Origin of the sequence: Bordetella genomosp. 7, from assembly GCF_002261265.1 — a bacterium.
Lineage (GTDB): Bacteria > Pseudomonadota > Gammaproteobacteria > Burkholderiales > Burkholderiaceae_B > Bordetella_A.
This window is the reverse complement of the sequence record NZ_NEVK01000007.1, coordinates 169,640-184,732: the sequence shown is the minus strand read 5'-3', so window position 1 is coordinate 184,732 and position 15,093 is coordinate 169,640. Positions and strand designations below refer to the sequence as shown.

The 15,093-nt window shown below is 65.6% G+C and carries 13 protein-coding genes; 6 read left to right on the top strand and 7 right to left on the bottom strand.

The annotated features are described in order from the left end of the window. Positions 1-78 precede the first annotated feature (78 nt). Positions 79-1,917 (bottom strand): gamma-glutamyltransferase family protein, encoded by a 1,839-nt coding sequence (locus tag CAL19_RS15495; RefSeq protein ID WP_026638885.1) that lies wholly within the window; start codon positions 1,915-1,917, stop codon positions 79-81. A 97-nt stretch (positions 1,918-2,014) separates the two neighbouring features. Here CAL19_RS15495 and CAL19_RS15490 point away from each other — a divergent pair, with 97 nt between their 5' ends. Then, positions 2,015-2,992: a LysR substrate-binding domain-containing protein gene (locus CAL19_RS15490; protein WP_026638884.1), complete on the top strand. Its 978-nt coding sequence runs from the start codon at positions 2,015-2,017 to the stop codon at positions 2,990-2,992. Positions 2,993-3,000: 8 nt separating this feature from the next. On the opposite strand, the gene CAL19_RS15485 is transcribed toward CAL19_RS15490, so the two are convergent. After that, the gene (locus tag CAL19_RS15485; RefSeq protein ID WP_094797294.1) at positions 3,001-3,423 is read right to left on the bottom strand and encodes a VOC family protein; all 423 of its coding nucleotides are present in this window, start codon (positions 3,421-3,423) and stop codon (positions 3,001-3,003) included. A 260-nt stretch (positions 3,424-3,683) separates the two neighbouring features. Between CAL19_RS15485 and CAL19_RS15480 the strand changes: the two genes are divergently transcribed. From CAL19_RS15480 to CAL19_RS15460, 5 genes are all read left to right on the top strand, one after another. After that, the gene (locus CAL19_RS15480) at positions 3,684-4,133 is read left to right on the top strand and encodes a hypothetical protein (protein ID WP_038852101.1); all 450 of its coding nucleotides are present in this window, start codon (positions 3,684-3,686) and stop codon (positions 4,131-4,133) included. Between the two features lie 182 nt (positions 4,134-4,315). Further along, positions 4,316-6,577, top strand: a complete 2,262-nt coding sequence (locus tag CAL19_RS15475) for an arginine/lysine/ornithine decarboxylase (RefSeq protein ID WP_094797293.1) — start codon at positions 4,316-4,318, stop codon at positions 6,575-6,577. A 31-nt stretch (positions 6,578-6,608) separates the two neighbouring features. Then, entirely contained in the window at positions 6,609-7,811 is a 1,203-nt protein-coding gene (locus tag CAL19_RS15470) for an NAD(P)/FAD-dependent oxidoreductase (protein ID WP_170941554.1), read from the top strand. Between the two features lie 182 nt (positions 7,812-7,993). After that, positions 7,994-8,608, top strand: coding sequence for a superoxide dismutase (locus CAL19_RS15465; protein WP_094797291.1), 615 nt, complete (start codon positions 7,994-7,996; stop codon positions 8,606-8,608). 57 nt (positions 8,609-8,665) lie between these two features. Beyond that, a complete protein-coding gene (locus CAL19_RS15460; RefSeq protein ID WP_094797290.1) occupies positions 8,666-9,559 on the top strand; it encodes a ZIP family metal transporter in 894 nt (297 codons plus the stop codon). 14 nt (positions 9,560-9,573) lie between these two features. On the opposite strand, the gene CAL19_RS15455 is transcribed toward CAL19_RS15460, so the two are convergent. The 5 genes from CAL19_RS15455 to napA are packed head-to-tail and all read right to left on the bottom strand — an operon-like array spanning position 9,574 to position 14,970. Further along, on the bottom strand, positions 9,574-10,191 hold the full coding sequence (locus tag CAL19_RS15455) for a NapC/NirT family cytochrome c (RefSeq protein ID WP_094797289.1): 618 nt from the start codon (positions 10,189-10,191) through the stop codon (positions 9,574-9,576). A 13-nt stretch (positions 10,192-10,204) separates the two neighbouring features. Further along, positions 10,205-10,660 (bottom strand): nitrate reductase cytochrome c-type subunit, encoded by a 456-nt coding sequence (locus CAL19_RS15450; protein WP_026638876.1) that lies wholly within the window; start codon positions 10,658-10,660, stop codon positions 10,205-10,207. Between the two features lie 2 nt (positions 10,661-10,662). Next, entirely contained in the window at positions 10,663-11,589 is a 927-nt protein-coding gene (gene napH, locus CAL19_RS15445; RefSeq protein ID WP_094797288.1) for a quinol dehydrogenase ferredoxin subunit NapH, read from the bottom strand. Then, entirely contained in the window at positions 11,586-12,425 is an 840-nt protein-coding gene (napG, locus tag CAL19_RS15440) for a ferredoxin-type protein NapG (protein ID WP_094797287.1), read from the bottom strand. The genes napH and napG overlap by 4 nt, the downstream gene beginning before the upstream one ends. Before the next feature lies 1 nt (position 12,426). Further along, entirely contained in the window at positions 12,427-14,970 is a 2,544-nt protein-coding gene (gene napA / locus CAL19_RS15435; protein WP_026638874.1) for a nitrate reductase catalytic subunit NapA, read from the bottom strand. Between the last annotated feature and the right edge of the window lie 123 nt (positions 14,971-15,093).

Below are 15,093 nucleotides of genomic sequence, written 5' to 3'. Positions count from 1 at the left end.
GCGGCAAGCGCCGCCGTGCAAAATGAAATCGCGAGATGGGCGATCGTTGGTAATCAGGTTTTGTGCCGGGTACGGGGCCTATCGGCCGACCGCGTAACTTTGCATGCCGCGCGGGTTGGCGCCCGCGCGCAGCAGGTTCGCGCCGCCGCCGGCCGGTTCGCGCGTGCAGACGCTGATGCGCCCTTCCGACCACGGCGCGCCTACCGCCAGGTCGTGGCCTGCCGTGCGCAGCGCGTCCAGGGTGGCTTGCGGCATGCGCGATTCGACCGTGATGCGGTTCAGCGTGGTGGTGCGCGGCCAGAACGAACCAGGAAAGTGGTCGATATGCCACGACGGGCTGTCGATGGCCTCCTGCAAGTTCATGCCGCACAACGCATGGCGCAGGAAAAAAGCCACGGTCCATTGGTCCTGCTGGTCGCCGCCCGGTGTGCCGAACGCCATATAAGGTTGCCCGTCGCGCAATGCCATGCCTGGAGACAGCGTGGTGCAGGGGCGCGCGCCGGGCCGCAGCTGGCCCGCCACGCCATCGTCCAGCCAGGTCATCTGCAGGCGTGTCGTCAGTGAAAAACCCAGGCCGGGCACCGCCGGGCTGGACGACAGCCAGCCCCCCGATGGCGTGGCGGCCACCATGTTGCCGTCTTTGTCGATGACATCGATGTGGCACGTATCGCCGACAAACAGTTCGCGCTCCAGCCATTCGCCCACCGGCGGCAATTGGGCGAACGTGGGCTCGCCCACGCCGAAGCGCGTGTCGGCCTGCGCCAGCGCGCGGCGCGCTGCGTCCAGGTCCGGCATCGCGGGCGCGCGGCCTGCGGGCGAGCCGGGCCGCAGCTCGCGCGAGGCCTGCTCTGTAATCAGCGCCGCGCGCGACAACGCATAATCATCCGACAGCAGCGCCGCCAGGGGCACATCGTTGTATAGCGGGTCGCCGTACCATGCCAGCCTGTCTGCAAAAGCAAGTTTTGCGGCCTCGGCGATCCTGTGCACGAAAACCGGCGAATCCGCGGCGAGCCCGGCCAGCTGCAGGTGGCGAGCCATCGCCAGCTGTTGCAGGAAAACCGGCCCTTGCGACCACGGCCCGCATTTGGCCACGGTAAAACGCCCGAAGTCCAGTGTGGCGGGCTCTTCATAAGTGGCGCGCCAGTCGGCCATGTCTTCGCGCCGCAGCAGGCCTGCATTGCACTCGCCGGTGCAATCGCGCACAGGCTGGCGGTAGGCCTTGTCGATGGCTTTCGCAACGAAGCCGCGATACCAGATATCCAGCGCGGCATTGATGCGCGCACGGCGGTCGCTGCCCCGATTGTTGGCTTCGGCGGCGATGCGCGCATAGGTGTCGGCAATGGCCGGCGTGCGCATCAGGCGGTCGGGGTGGGGCACCTTGCCGGCGGGCAGCCAGACCTCGGCCGAGCTTTTCCATTCTTGGCGGAACAGGTCCTGCACTGCATAGATCGCCTGCACGATGCGAGGCACCAGCGGGAACCCGTGGCGGGCATAGTCGATCGCCGGACGCAGCACGTCGGCCAGTTCCCAGGTGCCGTGGTCGCGCAGCATCGTCATCCAGGCGCCGAAGGCGCCGGGCACGGTGGCCGGCAACAGCCCCACGCCCGGCACCATGTCCAGGCCCAGCCGGCGAAAGTATGCGGGCGTGGCCAGCTGCGGCGCCGTTCCCTGCCCGCACAGCGACTGTATGCGGGGATCTTTTTCGTTCCAGAGCAGGATGGGTACTTCGCCGCCCGGGCCGTTCAGGTGCGGTTCGACAATCTGCAGCATGAAGCCGCCGGCGACGGCGGCATCGAAGGCATTGCCGCCGCGTTCCAGTACGCCCATGGCCACCTGCGAAGCCAGCCAATGCGTGGACGAGACCACGCCAAACGTGCCGCGGATTTCCGGGCGGGTGGTAAAGCGGGGAGCGGACATGCCAATACCTGGAAGATCGTCATCGAGACCGGCCCAGTATAGTCAGCACGAATAACAGTACTATGCTGTTTTCACATAGATAGATAAGCATTTGGTTATGTCAGTCGCCAGCCCATCCAGCGGACTTTCAAGCCACTCCCAGCGCCTGCTGTCGCGCCTGAAGCTGCGCCACCTGACCTTGCTCACCCGGCTCGGGCGCCTGCGCTCGCTGACACGGGCCGCCGACGCCATGGGCATCAGCCAGCCCGCAGCCACGAAATCGCTTGCCGAGATCGAAGACATCTTCGAGGGCCCGTTGTTCGTACGTTCGCGCCAGGGGCTGCTGCCCACGCCGCTCGGGCAGCTGGCACTGGCACGGGCCGAGCGCATGATGCTCGACCTGGACCACTGGGGGCAGGAAATGGAAACCGTGCGTTCCGGCCGCGCCGCCCAGCTGCGGGTCGGCGTGATCCCGTTCGTTTCAGGGCGAATACTGACCCCCGTGCTTGAACGATTGTGTGCCGAAGGCATCGACGTGGTCTTGCATCGCGCCACCACCGACCGCCTGCTGCAGGAAATGCGGGGCCACGAGATCGATTGCGTCATCGGCCGCGCCGCGGCGGCCGTGGGCCTGGACAACATGTGGCACCAGGTGCTCTATGCGCAACGGCCGGCGCTGGTCGCGCACCCCGCCCTGGCCCGGCGCATCGCGCGTACGCGGCCCGACTGGCGGATGTTGGCGCAAGTCGACTGGATCCTGCCGTCGTCGGCCACGCCTATCGGCAATATGGTTACGGAACTGTTCACGCGCCAGCAGGTGCGCCCGCCCGTGGCGCGCGTACAGACGTACTCGGTAGATGTCATCGCCGGCATGCTGCGCAATAACCAGAACCTGTTGTCCATCGTGCCCGAAGACATCGCCCATGACATGGAACAGGCCGGCGGCGTGGCCCGCGTTGCGTGGGAATGGAACTGGGACTTGCCGCCGATCAGCCTGATACGTCAGGTACGCGACGTTCCGTTGGAAGCGGAGGAGCGGTTTTCCTGCATCGTGCGCGAAGTGTGCGCGTCTTCAGCCATCGTTGCGCAGGCGTAATCCGGCGCTCACGGCGGGCTGTTTCCCGGTGTGGATACCGCGTCGTAACCCTGCCCCAGGAACTGCAGGATGCACACGCCATGGCCGAACGGATCGCTCAGGTGGGCGATGCGGCCCCACGCGTGCGACTGCGGCGGGCTTTCCAGTATGGCGCCGGCCGCCACGGCCTTGTCCGTGGCGGTATCCAGGTCGTCGACCACGAAATCCAGGTGTATGGGCGTCCAGTGGCGCGCGTAGTCGCGCCCGCCGGTCACCGTGCCGGCGGGTCGCGTGCCCTGCGCCTTGCGCAACAGGTAAATGGGCGCGCCCGCACCCAGCATCTCGACGCCGTCGCCGCCGAAGCGGCGGGTGGTTTCCAGCCCGAATGCATCGCGGTAGAACTGCACCGCGCGATCCAGGTCGTCGACATCGATGTTGATCAGGACGTGCATGGTTACGGGCTGCCTGCCGCGTTGCGCGCGTGCAACAAAATAGCGTTTCGCAAAGTGTCAGTATGCGCGGCCGCCAGCGGGCGCGCAAGGCGTCTGCCTCTAGACGAGCGTGGCCGCAACACCCGGCTGCCGCACCCGTGACATGGCGTACGGGTTCGTAACCAGCATCGCATATCGCCACTTGCCCGCGGTCGTCGCCAAGGTGCGGCCAATATAATGAAATCACCCTAACACGCGGTCTGCCGGTACAGGAGCCAGCCATGTTCGGTGTACGCAAATCTACGCAGCAAGAAGTCGCCCTGGAAGTGCAAGACGAATTCATCGAGCGCGTCCAGAATGCGGCCGAAGACTTCCGCAAGGCCGTCCCCAGCCCGGCGGCCCTGGATTACTCCATGCCAAGCGTCGCGGCCCTGGATGCCGTGTTGCAAGAGGCGCACAGCGGGCGCCTGGCCCTTACCCCCATGCAAACGGTCGGCGCGGCGGCTTATCTGTACGAAGTCGCCCGGCGCCATTACGGGGGCTTGTACGAAGTGTGCGACGACGATGATCCCGTCGTGCTGGTCACGGGCGAACCCGAATTCGAAGTGTGCCTGTGCGCCATCGCAAAAGTGGAACGCTGCGTGCGCAATGGGCCGGCAGAACGCCTTCCCGAGTTCTTCCAGCACTATGTGCGCGCCGTCACCGACCGGCGGTCGGACACCATACGATAGGCGTGGCGGCCGGCCGGTCGCGCATCCCGCCAGCCCGTCCCTGCACCCGCCTGCGCCTGCTCGCAAAGCGGCCTACAATTCGGCTTTTAATTGCCGCCCGTCGCCGGGCGGCAATTTGTCCACCTGCGGCCAGAAACCCGCAGTACACTCGCCTCCGTTTTGCCTCGCCCTGGAGCGCCCGCATGAAATTCCGCTTCCCCATTTTCATCATCGACGAAGACTATCGTTCCGAGAACGCCTCGGGCCTGGGGATTCGCGCGCTGGCAGCCGCCATCGAGGCCGAAGGTGTCGAGGTGATCGGTGTCACCAGCTACGGCGATCTCAGCTCGTTCGCCCAGCAGCAAAGCCGCGCCAGCGCGTTCATCCTGTCGATCGACGATGAAGAGTTCGACGAGGACTCCCCGGAGGACGTGGCCAGCGCCATCAAGAACCTGCGTTCTTTTATTGGCGAACTGCGCTTTCGCAACGCCGATATCCCCATCTATCTGTACGGCGAGACGCGCACGTCCGAGCACATTCCCAACGACATCCTGCGCGAGCTGCACGGCTTCATTCACATGTTCGAAGACACGCCCGAGTTCGTGGCGCGTCACATCATCCGCGAGGCGCGCAGCTACGTCGACGGCCTGGCGCCGCCGTTCTTTCGCGAGCTGGTTCACTACGCGCAAGACGGTTCCTATTCGTGGCATTGCCCCGGGCACTCCGGCGGGGTGGCCTTCCTGAAAAGTCCGGTGGGGCAGATGTTCCACCAGTTCTTCGGCGAAAACATGCTGCGCGCCGACGTATGCAACGCCGTGGACGAGCTGGGGCAGCTGCTGGACCACACCGGCCCGGTGGCCGAGTCCGAACTCAACGCCGCGCGCATTTTCCATGCCGACCACTGTTTCTTCGTGACCAACGGCACGTCCACGTCGAACAAGGTGGTGTGGCACGCCAACGTCGCCGCGGGCGACGTCGTGGTGGTAGACCGCAACTGCCACAAGTCCATCCTGCACGCCATTACCATGACGGGCGCGATCCCGGTGTTCCTGCGTCCCACGCGCAACCACCTGGGCATCATCGGGCCGATTCCGCTCGAGGAATTCCATCCCGAAAACATCCAGAAAAAGATCGAGGCCAACCCCTTCGCGCGGCAGGCTGCGAACAAGAAGCCGCGCATCCTGACGCTGACGCAAAGCACGTACGATGGCGTGATCTACAACGTCGAGATGATCAAGAAGCAGCTGGGCAGCTACGTCGATACGCTGCATTTCGACGAAGCCTGGCTGCCGCATGCGGCATTTCACGACTTCTATAAAGACATGCATGCCATCGGGCCGGGCCGTCCGCGCCCCCAGGAACCGATGGTGTTCGCCACGCATTCGACGCACAAGCTGCTGGCCGGCATTTCGCAGGCGTCGCAGATCATTGTGCAAGAGTCCGAGACCCGCAAGCTCGACCGCAATATCTTCAACGAGGCGTACCTGATGCACACCTCGACCTCGCCCCAGTACGCCATCATCGCCTCGTGCGACGTGGCCGCGGCCATGATGGAGCCTCCGGGCGGCACGGCCCTGGTCGAGGAAAGCATCCGCGAGGCCCTGGACTTCCGTCGCGCCATGCGCAAGGTGGAATCCGAGTTCGGCAAGAACGACTGGTGGTTCAAGGTATGGGGCCCGAACCGGCTGGTGTCCGAGGGCATCGGCAACCGCGGCGACTGGGTGCTGGAAGCCAACGACCACTGGCACGGCTTCGGCGACCTGGCGCCGGGCTTCAACATGCTCGATCCCATCAAGGCCACCATCATTACGCCGGGGCTGGATATGTCGGGCAGCTTCGGTGAAACCGGCATCCCGGCCGCCCTGGTATCCAAGTACCTGACCGAGCACGGCGTCGTGGTGGAAAAAACCGGCCTGTACTCGTTCTTTATCCTGTTTACCATCGGCATCACCAAGGGCCGGTGGAACACGCTGCTGACGGCGCTGCAGCAGTTCAAGGACGACTACGACCGCAACCAGCCGCTGTGGCGCATCCTGCCCGACTTCTGCCGCGACCACCGCCGCTATGAACGCATGGGCCTGCGCGACCTGTGCCAGCAAATCCACGAAGCCTACCGCGACAAGGACGTGGCGCGCCTGACCACCGAGATGTACCTCAGCGACATGGTGCCCGCGCTCAAGCCGTCGGACGCCTTTGCCCGCATGGCGCACCGCGAGGTCGAGCGCGTCGATATCGACCAGCTCGAGGGCCGCGTCACGGGCGTACTGCTTACCCCGTATCCGCCGGGCATTCCGTTGCTGATCCCGGGCGAACGCTTCAACCGCACCATCGTGCAGTATCTGCAGTTCGCCCGCGAATTCAACGAGCGCTATCCGGGCTTCGAGACGTACATCCACGGGCTGGCCGAAGAAACCGGCCCGGACGGCTCCAAGCGCTACTACGTCGACTGCCTGATCGAAGACTGACGGTGTACTGGCCTGCCGGCGCATGCCGATGATGTTCGACGTAGCCGTCATCGGCGCGGGCGCCGCCGGCATGATGTGCGCCAGCGTGGCGGGGCAGCGCGGCCTGCGGGTCGTGCTGCTCGACCATGCCGAGCGCCTGGCCGAGAAAATCCGCATCTCCGGCGGCGGACGTTGCAACTTCACCAATATCGGCGCCGGGCCGGCCAACTTCCTGTCCGAAAACCCGCATTTCTGCCGCTCGGCCCTGGCGGGGTATACGCCCCAGGACTTCCTGGACCTGCTGCGCCGCCATCGCATTTCCTGGCACGAAAAGCATCGCGGGCAGCTCTTCTGCGACGACAGCAGCGAATCCATCATCAACATGCTGCGCGCCGAGTGCCAGGCCGCCGGTGTGCAATGGCGCATGCCGTGCCGCGTGGCCGAAGTGGCGCGCAGCGATGCGGGCTACGTGCTGCGCACCAGTCAGGGCGAGATCCATGCCGCCAAACTGGTCGTTGCCACGGGCGGCATGGCCATCCCGCAATTGGGCGCCACCGATTTTGCCTTGAAGCTCGCGCGGCAGTTCGGCCTGAAAGTGATCGAGCCCAGGCCCGCCCTGGTGCCGCTGACTTTCGATGCGGTCCAGTGGCGGCCGTTTGCCGAGCTTTCGGGCGTGGCAATCGAGGTCTCGCTCGCCACCGGCAGCGGCCGCGCGCGCGGCGAGTTTCTCGAAGACTTGTTGTTCACCCATCGCGGCCTGTCGGGGCCGGCGATCCTGCAGATATCCAGTTATTGGCAGCCCGGCGAAGCCATCGTCATCGACCTGGCGGCGGGCCGCAACCTGGCCGAAGCCCTGATTGCCGACAAACCGGGCAACCGCCAGCAGTTGCATACCGTGCTCAGCGGCCTGTGGCCACGCCGCCTGGCGGATCAGTGGCTGCATTTGGCCGAACAGAACGGCTATCCGGGGCTGGCCACCATGCGCCTGGCCGATACGCCAGACAAGACGCTGCGCGCACTGGGGCAGGGCATTCATCAGTGGCGGCTGGTGCCCAGCGGTACCGCGGGTTACAAAAAGGCCGAAGTCATGCGCGGCGGCGTGGACACGCGCGGACTCGACCAGAAATCCATGCAGGCCCGTTCGGTTGCCGGTTTGTACTTTATTGGCGAAGCAGTCGACGTAACAGGCTGGCTGGGAGGCTACAACTTCCAGTGGGCATGGGCTTCCGCCGTGGCCTGCGGCCGCGCGCTCTGAGGGCCCGCGCGCGGCGCGTGAACGCCCGGGCCGCCGATTGTATTTCTGAATAGAAATAACTATCATTTAGATTAAATTTATCGGAAATGCCGGCGGCAAGGGTCGCGTCGACAGGCACACGGGTTGCTGCGCCTGACGGCTCGAGCACCCGCTGCAAGCATTGACACCTATCGGAGGTTCGCATGCCCTACACCTTGCCCGAGCTACCCTATGCCTACGATGCACTGGAGCCGCACATCGACTCGCAGACGATGGAAATCCATTACACGAAGCATCACCAGACTTACATCAACAACCTGAACGCCGCCCTGGAAGGCGCCGGGCTGCCGACGGACCAGCCCATCGACGACCTGATGCGCCGGCTGGATACGTTGCCCGAATCGGTGCGTGGCCCCGTGCGCAACAACGGCGGCGGCCACGCCAACCACAGTCTTTTCTGGACGGTGATGTCCCCGCAGGGCGGCGGGCAGCCCGGCGGCGCCCTGTCGGCCGCGCTGGATGCCGAGCTGGGCGGGATGGACGCGTTTCGCGATGCCTTTACCAAGGCGGCCCTGACGCGGTTCGGCAGCGGCTGGGCGTGGCTGAGCGTCACGCCCCAGGGTAAGCTGATGGTGGAAAGCACGCCTAACCAGGACAGCCCCCTGATGCATGGGAATACGCCGATCCTGGGGCTGGACGTCTGGGAACACGCCTACTACCTGAAGTACCAGAATCGCCGGCCGGATTACATCGCCGCATTCTTCAACGTTGTCCACTGGGATGAAGTCGCGCGCCGCTACGACGCCGCCAAATCCTAGGCGCGGGCCGGCTTGCCGGCCGGACATGGGTTCAACCTTCTTGCGGTACCCATTCAGATGAACACCTTCAGCCGCCATCGCGTACGACCGCCGCTTACCAGTATCAGCGTCTGGACCCTGGCGGTGCTGGTCGCCTGCCTGGGCTTGCATTCGCTCTGGGCCTACCTGACCCCGCGTGCGCCACATGTGGCCGATGCCCTGGCGGGCGGCCTGCTGGCGGCCGCAGCCACGGCCCTGGGCACGGTGCCGGTGATGTTCTCGCAGACGCTGTCCGAAAAGGTGCAGGACACCATGTTCGGCTTTGGCGCGGGCGTCATGCTGGCTGCGTGCGCGTTTTCGCTGGTGGTGCCCGGCATTGCCGCGGCCTCCGCCCTGGGGTACGGCGCGTGGGGCGCGGGCGGCATCGTGGGGGCGGCCCTGCTGATCGGCGCGGCGGCCCTGCTGCTGATGGACCGGCTGTTGCCGCACGAACATTTCATCAAGGGCAAAGAAGGCCTGGAAACGCGCCGCCTGCGCCGCACCTGGCTGTTCGTGATCGCCATTGCCCTGCACAACGTGCCCGAGGGCCTGGCCATCGGGGTGAGTTATGTAGGCAGTGATCCGGTGCGCGGCACCGCCCTGGCCACCGGTATCGCCATACAGGACGTTCCGGAAGGGCTGGTCGTTTCGCTCGCGCTGCTGGCGGCGGGGTACCGGCGCAGTTTTGCCGTCGCCCTGGGAATGCTGTCGGGGTTGGTCGAGCCGCTAGGCGCCCTGGTGGGCGCCGTGGTGGTGGGCTGGTCTGCGTCGTTGTTGCCGTGGGGCTTGGGTTTCGCCGCCGGCGCCATGTTGTTCGTGATCAGCCACGAGATCATTCCCGAATCACACCGCAAGGGGCATGAGGTATATGCCACTTGCGGGTTGATGCTGGGCTTCGTGCTGATGATGCTGCTGGATACTGCCCTGGCCTAGCTGGCCGCGGCCGGTCAGTCTGCGTGCAGCACGCCGTCCGGCACGGCCTGCGGCCGTGCTTGGCCGATGCGCTGGTCGACGGCGGGCAGGCTGTGCGCAATGCCCTTGTGGCAGTCGATGCAGGTCTGCCCGCTGTCCAGCCCCTGTTGATGCTGCCGGGCGGATCTGGCGGCCTGGCCGGTGTAGTCGAAAAAGCTGAAATCGTGGCAATTGCGGCATTCGCGCGAGTTGTTCGCCTTCATGCGCCGCCATTCGTTCTGCGCCAGCGTGGCGCGCTTGGCTTCGAACTTTTCCGGTGTGTCGATGGTGCCCAGGAAGTGGTGCAGCAGTTCGTTGGACGCGTACAGCTTGCGCAGCATCTTGGGCCCCCATTCTTTGGGAACGTGACAGTCCGAACACACGGCTCGCACCCCGGTGCGATTGGAATAGTGCACCGTGTTGCGGTATTCCTGGTACACGTTCCGGTTCATCTCGTGGCACGAAATGCAGAACGCTTCGGTGTTGGTCCATTCCATCACCGTATTGAAGCCGCCCCAAAACACAATGCCCAAAATAAATGCAATGCTCAGGCCGCTGGCCAACAAGGCCCACGCGCGGCGCGACAGGGCCCGGATCCATCTGGTTGGGTTCATGGCTTATGCTCGCTCAGTTCAGGCCCGGGACGCGCTGGAAAGTGTTGTCCACCAGCGGCTTGGCGTCGCTTTGAGGCACATGGCACTGCTGGCAGAAGTAGCGCGACGGGCTCACCGATGACAGCTCGCGACCCAGTGCGTCGCGGAAGTGGGTCACCGAAATTTTCGGCGACTGGGTGGCCTGGGCGCGCGCCCAGCCGTGGCAATCCAGGCATTTGTTGAAATTGAGTGTCACCGTGTAGTTGCTGGTGGCATGGGGAACCAGTGGCGGTTGTTGCACGAAGTCGCGCGGCAGCGTGGTGCCGGCATCAAGTTCCTGGCGATAGTGCCCGGCAGTCTGTTCGTCGCCGGCCACCGGCGCGTCGCGCAGGCTCTTGACGGGGGCCGGTACGTCGGCCGCTGCCGGCGGCGTGATGGTCAGCAGGCCCACGAGCAGGCCTAGGGCGGTCTGGTACAAGACGCGTTTCATGTTCAACTCCTGTGGCGGAACCGGTGGCTCATGTGGAATACCTGTTGGGGGCAGACGTCGACGCAGCGCCCGCATGTGGTGCAGTCGCGGTCCAGGATGACGGGATGGTCCTGGCCCGCCGCCTTGAGCGCAGGCCTGATTACCTGGGGTTCGGGGCAGACGGCGTAGCAGTCCATGCAGTTGTCGCACCGCTCGCGTCCGGCGGCATTGACGCGCAGCAGGGCGCGCCGGCCCAGCAATCCATAGAACGCGCCTACCGGGCATACATGGCCGCACCATCCGCGCGGCGCAACCAGCAGGTCGTACACAAAGATGCCCAGCACCAGCGCCCACCCGGCGCCGGCTCCGAACACCAGGGCGCGATGCAGCACGGAAACGGGGTTGACCCATTCCCAGGCTAGCGTGCCGGTAACCGCCGATGCCGCCAGCGTGGCGGCCAGCAGCCACATGCGCAAGGGCTTCGGGGGCGCGTGGCCTCCGGCGCGCAACCGCAGCTTGCGGCGCAGCCACGAGGCCGCGTCGGTCACGGGGTTCAGGGGGCACACCCATGAGCAATACACCCGCCCGCCGCACAGCAGATAGAACGCCAGCACGATAGCGGCGCCGATGAACGCGCTGCCCAGTGGCGTATGGCCGGCCGCCAGGCTTTGCAGCAGCTGATACGGATCGGTGAGCGGCAACTGGTCCAGCGTCAGGCTGGACGACAGGTTGCCTTTCACGGGCCACCAGGGGCGCGACAGCCATCCCTGACGAGTCATCCACGTGGTCACCGGGCCGATCAGGAAAAGCGCAAGCACGCCGAACTGCACGGCGCGCCGCCACAGCAGCCAGCGGTGGGCGCGCCACCAGCCCTTGCCGGCAATGGCGGCGGCGGTCGGGTCGCGGCCCGCCACGCTCGGCCGCCTGGATTTCGGTGTCGTCGCGTTCATGGCTTGTGCGCTCCTGCCGCGTCGTCCAGGCCTCGCACCGGCAGGCGGATCTGCTCGCCGATGACCGACCCCCCGGCCTTCTCGGCTTCTTCCCAGCCTTTGCGGTAATGGCCCGCAGCGGACGCCTGCGCCAATGCATGCGGCAGCACCTTGATGGCGGCGGCGCCCGGCAGTACGCAGCTTTGCTCGCACTTGCCGCAGCCGGTGCAGTGCGCGGAATGAACGGTGGGCAGCAACATGGCGTGGCGGTCCGACCGCGGGTTGTGCTGCCGTTCGAGCGTGATGGCCGTGTCGATCAGCGGGCATACGCGATAGCACACGTCGCACCGCAGGCCCTGGAAGTTCAGGCAATTTTCCTGGTCGATAAGCACCGCCAGGCCCATGCGCGCGTCTTCGATGCGCGTCAGGGCGTGGTCCAGCGCGCCCGTGGGGCATGCCGGTACGCAGGGAATGTCTTCGCACATTTCGCAGGGCACACCGCGTGCGTCGAAGTACGGCGTTCCGACAGGAATCGGCCTTCCCAGCGTCGCCAGGCGCAGCGTATCGTAGGGGCAGGCTCTTACGCAGAGCCCGCAGCGGATGCAGGCGGCCAGGAATTCCGGTTCGGCCAGCGCGCCGGGCGGACGCAGGGCCGCGGCCGGCCGCGAGCTTGCCTGTTTTGCGTACAGGCCCAGCCCCAGCGCGGCCGCGCAGGCTCCTCCTGCGGCGGCAGCCGATTGCTGCAGGAACTGGCGGCGACCGGACGCGGCCGTCTTTGCAGCCTGCGCCGCGCCTGGCGCCTGGGCATCGCCCGTAGGGCCGGCCGGCCCGCCGGGGTTGGAAACAGGTCCGTTCACGTCACGCCTTCAGCACCTTGACGGCGCATTTCTTGAAGTCGGTTTCCTTCGACAAGGGGCAAGTCGCGTCCAGGGTCAGTTTGTTGACCAGACGGCCCTCGTCGAAGAACGGCATGTACACCAGGCCGCGCGGCGGCTTGTTGCGGCCGCGCGTCTCGACGCTGGCGTATACCTCGCCGCGCCGTGATGCGATCTTGCACTGCATGCCGCGCTGCAGCCCTCGCTGCTTGGCATCATCGGGATGCATGAAGAGCACGGCCTGGGGCACGGCACGATGCAGCTCGGGCACCCGCCGCGTCATCGAGCCCGTGTGCCAGTGCTCCAGCACGCGGCCGGTGCACAGCCACAGGTCGTAGTCGGCGTCCGGAACTTCGGCCGGCGGCTGGTAGGGCAGGGCGAAGATATTCGCGCGACCGTCCTTGTTGCCGTAGAAGCGGATGCCTTCCCCCTGCTTGACGTAGGGGTCGTAGCCTTCGCGGAAGCGCCACAGGGTTTCCTTGCCGTCGACCACAGGCCATCGCAGGCCGCGCGCGCGGTGGTACAGGTCGAAGTCCGCCAGGTCGTGCGCATGGCCGCGTCCGAACTGTGCATATTCTTCGAACAAGCCTTTCTGCACGTAAAAGCCGAAGTGCTCGGATTCGTCGTTCATGTAGCCGTCGATGGCATGCTGGTTGACCGAGCCCACGTCGCTCAGCGGATAGCGGTCGCACACGCCATTGGCGTACAGCACGTCGTACAGCGTCTTGCCCCGATATTCGGGTTTTTTGTCCAGCAGTTCGGGCGGCCAGACTTCCTCGACCTGGAACCGCCTGGAAAATTCAAGGTACTGCCACAGGTCGGACCGCGATTCGCCGGGCGCGCGTACCTGCTGTCGCCAGAACTGCGTGCGCCGCTCGGCATTGCCATATGCGCCTTCTTTTTCCACCCACATCGCGGTAGGCAGGATCAGGTCGGCCGACAATGCCGACACCGTGGGGTATGGGTCGGACACCACCACGAAGGCCTCCGGATTGCGCCAGCCCGGGTAGATTTCGTCGTTGATGTTGGGGCCGGCCTGCATGTTGTTGGTGGTGGACGTCCAGTAGCACTTGAGCTTGCCATCTTTGAGCGCCCGGCTTTGCGCCACGGCGTGCAGGCCGACCTTGGCCGCAATGGTGCCCTCGGGCAGCTGCCACAATTGCTCGGCAATCTTGCGGTGCGCGGGATTGCCCACCACCATGTCGGCCGGCAGGCGATGCGCGAAGGTTCCCACCTCGCGCGCCGTGCCGCAGGCCGAAGGCTGGCCTGTCAGGGAAAACGGGCCGCAGCCGGGCTGAGAAATCTTGCCTGTGAGCAAGTGCACGTTGTAGATCATGTTGTTGACCCATGTGCCCCGCGTATGCTGGTTAAAGCCCATGGTCCAGAAGGACACGATCTTTTTGCCCGGGTCGGCGTACAACTCGGCCAGCCGCAGCAGTTTCTCGGCCGGCACGCCCGACAGCCGGGCGGTGTAGTCCAGGGTGTAGGTAGCGACGAACTCGGCAAATGCCTCGAACGTGCTGGGCGTTGCGCCGCCAGGGTCGCCCTTGGGCTTGCCGTCCGAGCCGGCATAGCCATTGGCGGTGGCGCCTTGCTCGCGTGGGTCGTTGGGGCGCAGACCGTAACCGATGTCGGTTACGCCGGCCTTGAAATTGACATGCTGCGCCACGAAATCGTGGTCCACCTTGCCGTGCTGGATCAGGTAATTGCACAGAAAGTTCAGGATCGCCAGGTCGGTTTGCGGCACGAATATCATGCCGTTGTCGGCCAGCTCGAAACTGCGGTGTTCGAAGGTCGACAGCACGTGGACTTCGCTGCCCGGGTGGGTCAGGCGGCGGTCGGTGATGCGGCTCCACAGGATGGGATGCATCTCGGCCATGTTCGAGCCCCACAGCACGAAGGCGTCGGCATGTTCGATGTCGTCGTAGCAGCCCATGGGTTCGTCGATGCCGAACGTGCGCATGAACCCGACGACCGCGCTGGCCATGCAATGCCGGGCGTTGGGGTCCAGGTTGTTGCTGCGAAAGCCGGCCTTGTACAGCTTGGCGGCCGCATAACCTTCCCAGATGGTCCATTGGCCCGAGCCGAACATGGCGATGGCGTCGGGGCCGCCGCTGGCCAGCGCCTGCTTCCATTTCTGCGCCATGATGTCGAAGGCTTCGTCCCAGCTCACGGGCACGAATTCGCCGTTCTTGTCGTATGCGCCGTCTTTCTTGCGCAGCAGGGGCTGTGTCAGGCGATCGGCGCCATACATGATCTTCGAAAGGAAATAGCCCTTGATGCAGTTGAGCCCGCGGTTGACGGGCGCTTCGGGATCGCCCTGGGTGGCCACGACCCGGCCGTCCTGCACGCCGACCAGCACGGAACAGCCCGTGCCGCAGAAGCGGCATGGCGCCTTGTCCCAACGTACGTGCAAGGGTGCCGCGCCGGCCTGGGCAAGCGCCGCGTTGGGCAGGCTCAGCCCGGCGGTGGCGGCCGCTGCGGCTACTGCCTGGGTCTTGATGAATTCGCGTCGGTTCAATGACATGGTGGAGCTCTCTGTGCCGGATGACGGTGGGAGTGGGCGAGACCCGCGGAGGGCGACCCGCGGAGGGCGACCCGCGGAGGGCGGCTCGCCTAGGGCGGCCCGCGGAGGGGCGACCCAGGCGCG

Bases quoted from the DNA above. Each gene is read 5' to 3' on its own strand.
- CAL19_RS15495 (WP_026638885.1), bottom strand. From the start codon at position 1,917: ATGTCCGCTCCCCGCTTTACCACCCGCCCGGAAATCCGCGGCACGTTT.
- CAL19_RS15490 (WP_026638884.1), top strand. From the start codon at position 2,015: ATGTCAGTCGCCAGCCCATCCAGCGGACTTTCAAGCCACTCCCAGCGC.
- CAL19_RS15485 (WP_094797294.1), bottom strand. From the start codon at position 3,423: ATGCACGTCCTGATCAACATCGATGTCGACGACCTGGATCGCGCGGTG.
- CAL19_RS15480 (WP_038852101.1), top strand. From the start codon at position 3,684: ATGTTCGGTGTACGCAAATCTACGCAGCAAGAAGTCGCCCTGGAAGTG.
- CAL19_RS15475 (WP_094797293.1), top strand. From the start codon at position 4,316: ATGAAATTCCGCTTCCCCATTTTCATCATCGACGAAGACTATCGTTCC.
- CAL19_RS15470 (WP_170941554.1), top strand. From the start codon at position 6,609: ATGTTCGACGTAGCCGTCATCGGCGCGGGCGCCGCCGGCATGATGTGC.
- CAL19_RS15465 (WP_094797291.1), top strand. From the start codon at position 7,994: ATGCCCTACACCTTGCCCGAGCTACCCTATGCCTACGATGCACTGGAG.
- CAL19_RS15460 (WP_094797290.1), top strand. From the start codon at position 8,666: ATGAACACCTTCAGCCGCCATCGCGTACGACCGCCGCTTACCAGTATC.
- CAL19_RS15455 (WP_094797289.1), bottom strand. From the start codon at position 10,191: ATGAACCCAACCAGATGGATCCGGGCCCTGTCGCGCCGCGCGTGGGCC.
- CAL19_RS15450 (WP_026638876.1), bottom strand. From the start codon at position 10,660: ATGAAACGCGTCTTGTACCAGACCGCCCTAGGCCTGCTCGTGGGCCTG.
- napH (WP_094797288.1), bottom strand. From the start codon at position 11,589: ATGAACGCGACGACACCGAAATCCAGGCGGCCGAGCGTGGCGGGCCGC.
- napA (WP_026638874.1), bottom strand. From the start codon at position 14,970: ATGTCATTGAACCGACGCGAATTCATCAAGACCCAGGCAGTAGCCGCA.